Here is a 12168-nt window from a genome sequence, read left to right as displayed (position 1 = left end):
TTTTTAAAATTCATCCGGTTTTTTATTTAATGTGTTGAAATTTAATTAATTGAGTAAATATTAAATAACGTTTTTAAAGGTTATCAACATTGTTAATATCTCTATATTTTACCAATTAAAATTAGATAAATCAAAACAATTTGGATCAAAAAAATCAGGGTGAATTTGACAATAAATGACGTTTTACTCGTTTTATGTCTAAATAAAAACATGGCTGTTAATAAACCTATTGTTCCGCCCACTGCTTCAAGAAAAAATAAAGTATTTTCGGGAATTCTTCGTTTGTTTTTTTTGGCCAGATATTTATCATATCCTGCAACAATAAAAAGAATGATATTTATAAATAAAAAATAGAGTAAAAAAATTTCCATTGGCGTAAAATTAAAAACAAAGATATTATTTTAGCCGAATCATTGATGAATTTGCAAAATGATTTTAACAAGTAAATTATATCAATTTATAATCAAGAATTTATTTCATTAAAAGTATGACTAATATTCAATTTATTGCCAAGTCAGTTCAGGCGCCGGCAGTCAGCATTCAAAACACAGTAAAATTATTAGAGGAAGATTGTACGATTCCGTTTATTTCGCGATACCGAAAAGATGCAACCGGAAACCTCGACGAAACTGTAATTGAGCAGATTGCAAAATTGCAAAAAGACTATGATACACTTGTAAAACGTAAAGAAGCTGTTTTAAAATCTATCGAAGAGCAAAAAGCGCTTACGCCGGAATTGAAGAAAAAAATTGAAGAAAGTTTTGATTTACAAGAAATTGAAGATTTTTACCTTCCGTATAAAAAGAAGAAAAAAACAAAAGCCGATGTTGCGAGAGAATTTGGTTTAGAACCTTTGGCAAAATTGATTATATCTGAAAGCGATGTTGATATCGATTTTCTTTCGACACAATACATAAACGAAAATGTTGTAAACGAAGAAGCGGCCATTCAGGGCGCAAGAGATATTGTAGCCGAATGGATTAACGAAAATATTTATGTTCGTAAACAGCTTCGAAGGTTGTTTCAAAGAAAAGCAATAATTGCTGCCAAGGTCGTAAAAAAGAAAGCTGAAGAAGAAGGCGCACAAAAATTCAGTCAGTATTTTGATTGGGAAGAACCATTGACAAAAGCGCCCGCACACCGATTGTTAGCAATGCTTCGCGCAGAAAATGAAGGTTATATCAAAATTAAAATCGATGTTGATATTGATGATGCTTACGATGTTATCGACGAAATTATCATTAAAAAACAAAATAATACAACGGCTCATTTGCAACTGGCAATTGAGGATAGTTATAAACGTTTATTGAATCCGGCAATTGGAAATGAAACTTTGCAGGAAGCAAAAGCAAAAGCCGATGCCAATTCAATTCAGGTTTTTGCCAACAATTTAGGACAATTATTATTGGCTCCGCCATTGGGAGAAAAACGAATTCTGGCAATCGATCCGGGATTTAGAAGCGGTTGTAAAGTTGTTTGTCTGGACGAAAAAGGTGATTTATTATATAACGAAACCATTTATCCACACGCGCCTCAAAACGAGGAAACAATGGCGATCAAAAAAATTCGTTCGATGGTCAATGCGTATCAAATTGATGCGATTTCTATTGGGAATGGAACAGCTTCTCGCGAAACGGAATTTTTCATTAAAAAAATCGCGTTCGACAAACCGGTGCAGGTTTTTATTGTTTCTGAGGCAGGAGCGTCGGTATATTCGGCATCAAAAATTGCGCGTGAAGAATTTCCAAATTATGATGTAACAGTTCGTGGTTCGGTTTCTATTGGGCGACGACTTTCAGATCCTTTGGCCGAATTGGTAAAAATCGACCCGAAAGCCATTGGAGTTGGACAATACCAACACGATGTTGATCAGACAAAATTAAAAGAAGAATTAGACAGCACCGTAATTCGCTGCGTGAACTCGGTTGGAATTAACATCAACACGGCAAGTAAACATTTACTAAGTTATGTGAGTGGAATAGGAGAGAAGCTGGCTGAAAACATCGTACAATACCGTTCTGAAAACGGACCTTTTGAAGATAGAAAACAATTGAAAAAAGTGCCGCGTTTAGGAGATAAAGCCTATCAGCAGGGCGCGGCGTTTATCAGAATTACAAATGCTAAAAATCCGTTGGATAATTCGGCAGTGCATCCGGAAGCTTATCCGGTTGTGGAGAAAATGGCGAAAGACCTGAATGTTTCTTTGAATGATTTAATTGCTAATAAAGAAAAAACAGCACTAATTAAGCCTGAAAAGTACGTTACACCAGAAATTGGTTTATTAACCTTAAAAGATATTATTAAAGAGCTTGAAAAGCCAGGATTAGATCCGAGAAAATCAGCAAAGGTTTTTGAATTTGATGCGAATGTAAAATCGATTAAAGATTTAAGAACCGGAATGATTCTTCCGGGAATTGTTAATAACATCACCAACTTTGGCTGTTTTGTTGATATAGGAATCAAAGAAAGCGGCTTGGTGCACATTTCGCAGTTAAAAGCCGGTTTTGTAAGTGACGTAAACGAAGTGGTAAAATTACATCAGCATGTTGATGTGAAAGTTACTGAGGTTGATGAAGATAGAAAGAGAATTCAGCTGACGATGGTTTTATAAAAATTCCAAAATATTTTGGAATTTTTAAAATAAAAGACTCCCAAATTACAGCTGTAATTTGGGAGTCTTTCGTTTAAATCAAACAATTATATTTTAATGAACTTTTGAGAGGCTTCTCCGTTTTCAGCTTTTATTTTAATTAAATACAAACCTGATCTAAAGGAGCTTACGTCTATTGAGTTATTTACATTTTCTTTTGTGTAAATCAATCTTCCCAACAAATCATAAATTTTTATGGAGTAATTAGATTCGTTTAATGAGTTGATGTTTAATGTATTTTTTACTGGATTAGGCCATATAGAAAAAGTTTTGTTTTCTTTGATAAATTCTTCGTTTGACAAAGCAACTTCAGTTCCTTTAAGTTTAATAAGATGAGCAGATCTATTATCTTCTTGGTAACCCGAAAACCATCCTCCTACATATATTTGTCCATTAGGTTCTAGGACTACAGATGTTACATTAGGCGCATTACCTTGAAATGATGTCCCGACATTAAAACTTTGATCTTTAGTTCCATCAGAATTATAACGAGCTAATTTATTTTGAAAATAACCTCCAACAATTATTTTTTTATCCTTTTGTATAACTATAGAATAAATTCTATGTCCCAATTTAATTAAACTACCAAAAGAAGTATCTTTACTTCCATCTTCATTTATACGAAATAGATTACCAGAAGAACCGCCTGGAGAGCTAAACGCCACTACTATTTTTCCGTCATCTTGTAAAGTTAAAGTTTGTACAGCAGACATAGTAAATTCAGTTGTTAACTGGAAAGAATTATCAATACTTCCATCTGCATTTAAACGTATTAAATATTTTGCATCTTTGCCTTGGTATTTAGTAAAATCTCCTGCAACTAGTATTTTTCCATCTGGCAATAAAACGATGTTATAAACTCTTGCATCAAATCCTGCTCCTACTTTAAAAGTTGTATCAACAGATCCGTTAGAATTTAAACGTATTAAATTACTGCAGAGAGTACTTTGATACCTAGAAAAATAACCTCCTACTAGTACTTTACCATCAGGCTGAACTTGTATGTTATGAACAGTTAAGTAGTTAGGATATCGATCTCCTGCATATAGTCCAGAACCAGTATTAAAAGTAGTATCTGGGGAACCATTAGCATTTAATCTTATTAAAGCGGAATATTTTTTGCCTTGATAAGTTCCAAAAGTACCGCCAATGAGAAGTTTTCCGTCAGATTGTGGAGTTATAACCATAACCCTGCAATTACTGCCAGAGGTTGCCGATGTAGTAAATCCCTTTCCAATATCAAAATTTTTGTCCGGAGTTCCATTAGCATTAAATCGAATTAATTTTTTTTGAGAACTTTCGTCGTAACAGTTAAAATCTCCTCCAACGATAATTTTTCCGTCAGATTGACGAGAAATGCACTCAACTTCTCCGTCAAAACCAGAACCTATTTTAAATAAAATGTCTTTAGTTCCATCAGTATTTAAACGAATTAAACCATTTTGAGTAACGCCTTCAAATTTGGTAAAGCTTCCTCCCGCAATTATTTGTCCATCCATTTGAACAGCAATTGTCTTAACATCAGAAAAATCAAATTTATCGCCTATTTTAAAAGTTTTATCATTTACACCGTCAGGATTTATACGTACCAAATAACTTTGGGAAGACCCCTGATATGAGTTAAAGATACCTCCAACAAGAATTTTATCATCACTTTGAACTTTGATGATATTTATATTACAAGTATAAGGGTACATATTATAAGAAAAACGAATTTTTGATGAAAAAATATCGTTTTTAGTTCCGTTACTTCTTAACTGTACTAAAAAACCATCAAAAGTTCCTCCTACAAGTATTCTATCATCCGATAGAATATTGATGACATTGACGTTATTGTTAAATGTATTTCCAACATTAAAAGCAGCATCCTTACTGCCATCAATATTTAGTCGAATTAAACGGTCTTGTTGTTGAGTTTTATTTTTAATATATTGACCTCCTATTATTAATTTACCATCAGATTGTAAACCAATTGCGTTAACAATAATATTTGGATTTTGGGCAATAAAAGAATCGTCTTTACTTCCGTCGGCATTTAAACGTATTAAAAAATCTTGACTTTTGTTTTGATAATAGGAAAATCCGCCGCCTAAAACTATTTTTCCATCTGGCTGTAAAACCATAGATTTGATACAATTGTCTTCAAAATAGTTTTTACGGAAACCGGTTTCTATATTTAATGAAGTATCTTTACTTCCATCTGGATTTAAACGAATTAGACCACCTTGTAGCTTGCCTTGAAAATATCCAAAATCACCCGCAACTAATATTTTTCCATCATTTTGGAGTAAGATACAAGATACTGAATTATCAAAGCCTTCGCCAATATTAAAGGATTCATCTTTGCTTCCATCAGTATTTAAACGAATAAGACCATTTTGAGAATCGTTTTTAAAAGTCCGGAAACTGCCTCCAACAATTATTTTTCCATCGGGTTGTATAACCGTACTTCTTACTTCTGCGCTAAAACCTGAAACACTGCCAAATACTTGAGAAATATCTGTTGGATTTTGAGCATATATTGCAGAGAATTGTAAAAAGAAAATTAAAAAGAGTAAGTTTTTTTTCATAAAAATAAATTTTGCCAAATATATAAAGATTAAAATATAAGTTTCTTAAATTGAATTTTCTAAAACAAAAAAAATCCCAGATTACAATTTGTAATCTGGGATTTTTTAATAAGTTGAAGGTTACTATTTTGTTTCTTCTTCTTGTTTTTTAGCAGATGCAGGTTGATCGTCTTTAGCAGCGTTTTTAAATTCCTTAATTCCACTTCCTAAACCTTTCATTAATTCTGGAATTTTTTTACCTCCAAAAAGTAATATCACAATACCTACGATAACAAGGATTTCTGTAAGACCTAATCTTCCCATGACTATTATATTTAATGCCGAAGCAAATTAATTTTTTGTTTTTCACCGCAAAGGTATATAGAATATACGAACAAGAATCGCTTTTGGATTAAAATATTTCTTTTTTACTGCGTTAAATATTTTATAAAATCATTATATTACTGTAAATGCTCCTTTTTCACTAACATGAGCAATGCGATTAATTACTATATTTGCTCGTATAAACAACCAAAATGGCTAAGAAAAAGAGGAATTTCAGGAAAAAATTATTCATCAAAAACCGACTGGTAATTTTGAATGAAGATACTTTTGAAGAAATTTTTTCATTCAGATTAACGCTCATGAATGTCTTCGTAATGTTTACTTTAGGAGGAATATTTCTAATCTTGGTTACAACTTTTATTATTGCTTTTACTCCCCTGCGTGAATTTATTCCCGGTTATTCATCGTCTCAGTTAAAAAAGAATGCAACTCAACTGGCTATAAAATCAGATTCATTAGAAAAGGTGCTCAAAAAAAATGAAGCATATATAAAAGGAGTCCAAAAGGTTTTGAAAGGAGAATTAGATTATGCAAAATTTAATAAAGATTCTATTTTGGCAGAAAACGATGTACCGGAAGACTTGAATATGAAAGCTTCTGAAGAAGAAATAAAATTAAGGGAAGAAGTCGCAAAAACTGAGAAAGAGTCGGGTGAAAGCAAAGGCAGAAAAAGTAAAAGTGACAAAAAATAATACCACAAAAAATGTCAATTAAATCGATCGCAGCAAAAATATTTGCCCGCAAAATATACAATCAAACAATTTCCTGGGCAAATAAGCCGGCAGAAACACAATTAGAAGTTTTTAAAAATTTGATTGATAATGCCAGGCAAACAGAATTTGGAAAAGACCATCATTTTGACTCCATAAAAACAATTAAAGATTTTCAAAAAAACGTTCCCATTCGGGATTACGAAGATTTGAAGGATTATATTGAAAAGGTTAAAATGGGCGAAGAAAATATTCTCTGGAAAGGAAAACCACTTTATTTTGCCAAAACTTCGGGAACAACTTCGGGAGCAAAATATATTCCGCTTACAAAAGAATCAATGCCTACGCATGTTAATGCAGCTCGCAACGCCATTCTTCATTATATTAATGAAACAGGAAATGCCAATTTTGTCGACGGAAAAATGATCTTTTTGCAAGGAAGTCCAATTTTAACTGAAAAACACGGAATTAAATTTGGAAGACTTTCGGGAATTGTAGCACATTTTGTCCCGAAATATTTGCAAAAAAACAGAATGCCTTCCTGGGAAACCAATTGTATCGATGATTGGGAAACCAAAGTAAACGCCATTGTCGATGAAACAATTAAAGAAAACATGTCGGTTATTTCAGGAATTCCGTCCTGGGTGCAAATGTATTTTGAGCGTTTACAGGAAAAAAGCGGCGGAAAAAAAATAAGCGAAATTTTTAAAAACTTTAATTTGTTTATTTACGGAGGCGTTAATTATGAACCTTACCGTGCTAAATTTGAACAAATGATCGGCAGGAAAGTCGACAGTATCGAATTGTTTCCTGCTTCTGAAGGATTTTTTGCGTATCAGGATTCTCAAAAAGAAAAAGGAATGCTTTTACTTTTGAATTCGGGAATTTTCTATGAATTCATTAAAGCAGATGAATTCTTTACTGAAAATCCAAAAAGATATACAATTGGCGAAGTAGAACTGGGCGTAAATTATGCGCTGATCGTTTCTACAAATGCCGGACTTTGGGGTTATAACATTGGCGATACCATTCAGTTTACATCTTTGGCTCCGTATCGTCTCATAGTTTCAGGGCGTATCAAACATTATATTTCTGCTTTTGGCGAACACGTTATTGCAAACGAAGTCGAAAATGCAATGAAAGAAGCCACAGCGGGAACCAATATTGTAATAAACGAATTTACGGTTGCGCCTCAAATTACACCAGCCAACGGACTGCCGTATCACGAATGGTTAATTGAGTTTGAAAAAGAACCGGAAAACATGGAAACTTTTGCAGCAGCAATCGACGACTCGATGCGAAAGCAAAACATTTATTATGACGATTTAATTACCGGAAATGTTTTGCGAAAAGTAGTTGTGAGCAAAGTTTCAAAAAACGGATTTCAGGAATACATGAAATCTCAGGGAAAATTAGGAGGTCAGAATAAAATTCCGAGATTGTCGAATGACAGAAAGATTGCAGATAATTTGAAGTAAAAACAACTTTTACTTATGAAATATAAATATCATTTAAGACCTGGATATAAATCTCAGGATTTATTAATTGAAATATTTAGTGGAGTAGAAGACGAAAATTTTATGACCGATTTATTAGATTCCATTGCGGCAATACATCCAAAAATGGATGAAATTAATGACTTATGGATGAACGATGAAATTTTGATGGAAATGAGTTCAGACAGCGGTTTTTTTTCTATTTCAAAAGACATTTGGGATTTTGCCTTTATAATGTCAGATAATCAGGAATGTATAAATAGAATCAATTCATTATTATCAGAAAACAAAAACTTTCAAAAAGTGGAAGTTGATTTCGAAAATTATAAATGAAGGCATTTATACAATTTCGAAGTATAATTCCTAATTTAGATTAACAAAAAAGCATATTACATCTTCTGAAAAAGGAGATTTTTAAATAAAAAAGCATGAAAGAAACCAAACATATATCAAGATCAAGAGCGCAGGAATCATCTGCAGCGATAGAAAAAATGTACATTACGATGCGCCATTTATTCAACCGTGGTTTTTACAAACCAATGGGAGTTTCGGGCGACAGCTTACGCGAATCATTATTGGCATTACGACCTGAAATTTACGGAAATATAGCCGAGGAAAAAGTAGAACTAAATGGACTTTTATATGTTATAGAACGTCTTCCGATTGGAATTGAACAATGTAGATTCATCAATTTAACTTCAGATGAAGGATATTCGAAATCCCATTTTCAGCCTATTGTTCCTCCAAAAAGAAGAAGAAACTGTTACAGAATCGACGAAGAACAAATGAATGTCGAAATTACGCGAGGACGCTCAGATATTTATGATATCCTGACGCATTTGACTTTTATTTTTATCGAATCACACAAAATTAAAAACAGAGTTTTAATTGATGACGGCGGAGAAGTTTCCCGCGATTGGTTAAAACTGGAGCAGGCTATAACACAGACAAAAAAGCTTTCGCAGATTGAAAAAGAAAAAGCAATTTCGCATGTTGCCAATATTTTAGCCAGAACTTTTGAAGAGGTTTTGGATATTTACGATGCCTTTGGATCAGAAAATGCACCAGATCGTTTTCTGCATGTTATTTATTGGTTAGGGAAGTTAGCAATCGAAGAAATTGTAGAAAACAATAAACGTACGATTACTTTTAGTCCGGTTTTACGTGAACGTTTAGGACATCATATTCACGGAGAAATCTGGGCAACAAACATCAAAGAAGTTCTGAAGGCAAATGATCTTATAAAACGACCAATTCATGTAATAAGTGCCAACATGCACAGTGTAATGAATTCGATTTTTGCAACGCCATTATTAACACCAAAATATAAGGGCAAATCAGATTTTTTTATTTATGAAGAATTAAGTAATTCCGGTTCCAAAGAAATTAGAAGCCAGGTTGAAGAATTGGCCCTGAAAAACGGAATGATATCTCTTCCGGATACTTCGGGAACAAATATCGATGTCCAGATTTTTGACACGGCAAAAATTGACTGGTCAAAAACAGCCTTTTCTTACGGAAATATCGATGAAGAGAAACCGGTTATTATCGTTATGGATTATGCTTTTGGCGAGCAGGCTTACGAAACAATCGATGAGCTTTTAAAACCATTTAAAAAAGAAACATTATTGAATGTAAAATCAGTTTCGATAATGGGTAAAGCAGGAATTCTGGAAGGCGGAAAAGGAGATATCATGATTCCGTCAGCACATATAAACGAAGGAACGGCCGATAATTATTTCTTCGAAAATGAATTAACAGGTGCAATGTTTGAAGGAAACGATATTGATGTTTACGAAGGTGCAATGGTTACGGTTTTAGGAACTTCACTGCAAAACAGAGATTTACTAAAATTTTTCCACGAATCGACCTGGGGTGTAATTGGTCTTGAAATGGAAGGATCTTATTATCAAAAGGCAATTCAGTCGGCATCAAAAATCAGAAAAAGCGTGCCGCACGACATAAAAGTCCGTTATGCGTATTATGCATCAGATAATCCTTTGGAAACAGGAAGCACTTTAGCTTCGGGTGGATTGGGAACAACGGGTGTAAAACCAACTTATTTGATTACAATTAAGATTTTAGAACAGATTTTCAACATCAAATAAAAGAAAAAAATGAGTACAAATGTACCACAACATAATACAGATCAGGAAATTGATATTTTTCAGCTTTCAAAAAGTATCGGTAATTTTTTCGACAGAATAAACGCCGTGATTTTTCGGTCAATCCAGTTTTTTATCAGAAACTGGATTATCGTTTTAATATTAATAATTCTCGGATTTGGATTAGGATGGTACCTGGATTCAAGTAAAAAATCGTTTCAAAATCAGGTTATTGTAACACCAAATTTTGGCAGTGTCGATTATCTGTATTCAAAAATAGATTTAATCGAATCTAAAATTGCATCCGGAGATACTCTTTTCCTTAAAAATGTTGTTGGGATTCGGCATCCAAAAACAATCAAAAAAATTCAAATAAAACCAATTGCCGATGTATATAAATTTATTGAAGACAAAGAACAAAATTTTGAGCTTATAAAATTAATGTCTGAGGTTGGCGAAGTCAATAAAGTTTTAGAAGATAATGTTACCAGTAAAAACTATACCTTCCACACTATTTCTTTTGTATCCAATACGGCGACAGAGGAAAAAGATATCGTAGAACCGTTATTAAAATACTTAAACAGTTCGGGGTATTTTAATGCGCTTCAAAAGATAGGATATAAAAACATGGAACAGCAAATAGTTCAAAACGATACGATTATATCTCAAATTGATCAGGTTTTAAATGGTTTTTCCAATACGGTAAAGAACAGCGTGAAAAATGATAAGCTGGTTTATTATAATGAAAATACACAGCTTAACGACCTTATTAAAACAAAGCAGTATTTGATTGTAGATCAGGGAAAAAACAGGTTAAAACTGATGAATTACGACAAAGCGATTAAGGAAATTAATGCGACTTTAAATATAAATAATACTAAAATTACCAACGGAAATTTTAAACTTCTGCTGCCTCTTTTCTTTCTTTTTGTTTTTGTTTTAGTTCATTTATTCAAAAAGTTCTACCGCAGACAGCATTTGAAATCGCAGGTAAAATAACACTCATTTGAAAACGAATAAAATCTTTGAAAGAATTTCTGAAAACTCATTTCTAAAGCAAAGTTTAAATACTTTGTTTCTACGAATATTTGGAGTTCTTTTATTGTTTGGTTTCACTGTTTTTTTAACCAAAAACTACACTCCGAAATTAGTTGGGCAATACGATTTTGCCCGTTCCTATCTATTAGCGGCCGGCAGTATCTGCATGCTTGGTTTTGATCAGTCTATTTTATATTTTAAAGGATATTTAGCAAGTCAAAACGCCCTTGAACAGCTTAAACATGTGTATGTTAAAATGGTGACTATGCTTTTTGCAGCTTCATTATTAACTTTAATTATTATTGCCGGTATTGACGAAAAAAGAATAAATAATTATTTTTTAGACGATGAGGTTTATACACTCCTTTTAAAAAGCACGGCAGCATTATTTTTCTACGGTTTATCTCTTTTAAACACCGAGGTTTTAAGGGCTTTAGACAAATTATATATTGCAGAATTATTTAGAAACGTCTTAAAATATATTCCGCTGATAATTGGATCTATTGTTTTGTTTTACTGGAATAAAGAAACCTATTTAGTTGATGTATTTTTAATTGGATTTGTGTTTTTAGCGATTTTGAGTTCCGTTTTTGTTTTCCTTTATTTCAATAAAACGGCTCTAATAAATACACCGCAGATTTTTTCAAAAAAAGAAATTTTTACAAAATCGTACCCAATTGCCATAAGCGGAATGGCCTTATTTTTATTAATGTGTTTTGATATTATGTTTTTAAAGAAATATCGAAACGATGAAACGGTTGCATTTTATTCTGTTGGAGTAAAAGTAATGACAATAGTTTCTGTCATTATTCTGACGGTAAATATTACCGTTTCGGCAAAGATTGCAGAGTTATTTTCGAGTCATAATATGGCAGAATTAAAAAAAGTTTTAAGAAACAGCGCACGTTTAATTTTCTGTATCACTTTTCCGGTAATTTTGTTAATCAGTGTATTTTCAGAACAGGTTTTGTCCTTTTTCGGACACCAATATGCTGCCGCTCAGCAGGCTTTTTTAATTTTAATTATTGGTCAGGGAATTTGCTCGTTATTTGGTTCGGCCCCGGTTTATTTAAACATGACCGGAAGACAGCATATTTTCCAAATTATATTAATAGCTGCTGTTGTCATTAATTTTGTTTTAAACCGGTTTTTAATTCCAATTTACGGAATGACAGGCGCAGCATCTGCTTTTGTTTTAAGTTCTTTTTTCTGGAATTTTATTTCGGCGATTGTTATTTACAGGAAAGATAGATTAAAAGTTTTTTTGAATTAGTA

General features: G+C 32.7%; 10 protein-coding genes. 7 read left to right on the top strand and 3 right to left on the bottom strand.

What is annotated here, in order from left to right; all coding sequences use genetic code 11:
• Positions 1-101: 101 nt before the first annotated feature.
• Positions 102-371, bottom strand: coding sequence for a DUF1294 domain-containing protein (locus tag ASE21_RS06880; RefSeq protein ID WP_057121866.1), 270 nt, complete (start codon positions 369-371; stop codon positions 102-104).
• Positions 372-487: 116 nt separating this feature from the next.
• Here ASE21_RS06880 and ASE21_RS06875 point away from each other — a divergent pair, with 116 nt between their 5' ends.
• Positions 488-2611, top strand: coding sequence for a Tex family protein (locus ASE21_RS06875; RefSeq protein WP_057121865.1), 2124 nt, complete (start codon positions 488-490; stop codon positions 2609-2611).
• Between the two features lie 86 nt (positions 2612-2697).
• Here ASE21_RS06875 and ASE21_RS06870 read toward each other — a convergent pair whose 3' ends face one another.
• Positions 2698-5220: a T9SS type A sorting domain-containing protein gene (locus ASE21_RS06870; protein WP_057121864.1), complete on the bottom strand. Its 2523-nt coding sequence runs from the start codon at positions 5218-5220 to the stop codon at positions 2698-2700.
• Between the two features lie 123 nt (positions 5221-5343).
• Positions 5344-5523, bottom strand: a complete 180-nt coding sequence (locus ASE21_RS06865) for a twin-arginine translocase TatA/TatE family subunit (RefSeq protein ID WP_057121863.1) — start codon at positions 5521-5523, stop codon at positions 5344-5346.
• A 212-nt stretch (positions 5524-5735) separates the two neighbouring features.
• On the opposite strand from ASE21_RS06865, the gene ASE21_RS06860 reads away from it, so the two are divergent.
• The 6 genes from ASE21_RS06860 to ASE21_RS06835 all read left to right on the top strand — a co-directional run bounded on the left by ASE21_RS06860 (position 5736) and on the right by ASE21_RS06835 (position 12166).
• Positions 5736-6236, top strand: coding sequence for a hypothetical protein (locus ASE21_RS06860; protein ID WP_057121862.1), 501 nt, complete (start codon positions 5736-5738; stop codon positions 6234-6236).
• Positions 6237-6247: 11 nt separating this feature from the next.
• Entirely contained in the window at positions 6248-7732 is a 1485-nt protein-coding gene (locus ASE21_RS06855; RefSeq protein ID WP_057121861.1) for a GH3 auxin-responsive promoter family protein, read from the top strand.
• Positions 7733-7747: 15 nt separating this feature from the next.
• Complete coding sequence (locus ASE21_RS06850) at positions 7748-8083, top strand: hypothetical protein (protein ID WP_057121860.1); 336 nt, start codon at positions 7748-7750, stop codon at positions 8081-8083.
• A gap of 95 nt (positions 8084-8178) precedes the next feature.
• Positions 8179-9858 (top strand): DUF6909 family protein, encoded by a 1680-nt coding sequence (locus ASE21_RS06845; RefSeq protein ID WP_057121859.1) that lies wholly within the window; start codon positions 8179-8181, stop codon positions 9856-9858.
• A gap of 9 nt (positions 9859-9867) precedes the next feature.
• Entirely contained in the window at positions 9868-10854 is a 987-nt protein-coding gene (locus ASE21_RS06840) for a hypothetical protein (RefSeq protein WP_057121858.1), read from the top strand.
• A gap of 7 nt (positions 10855-10861) precedes the next feature.
• Entirely contained in the window at positions 10862-12166 is a 1305-nt protein-coding gene (locus tag ASE21_RS06835; RefSeq protein ID WP_057121857.1) for an MATE family efflux transporter, read from the top strand.
• Positions 12167-12168: the final 2 nt, after the last annotated feature.

It is taken from the genome of Flavobacterium sp. Root901 (assembly GCF_001429765.1).
GTDB lineage: Bacteria > Bacteroidota > Bacteroidia > Flavobacteriales > Flavobacteriaceae > Flavobacterium.
Note: the sequence above shows the minus strand (reverse complement) of the source record. Positions and strands in the feature narration are given on the sequence as shown.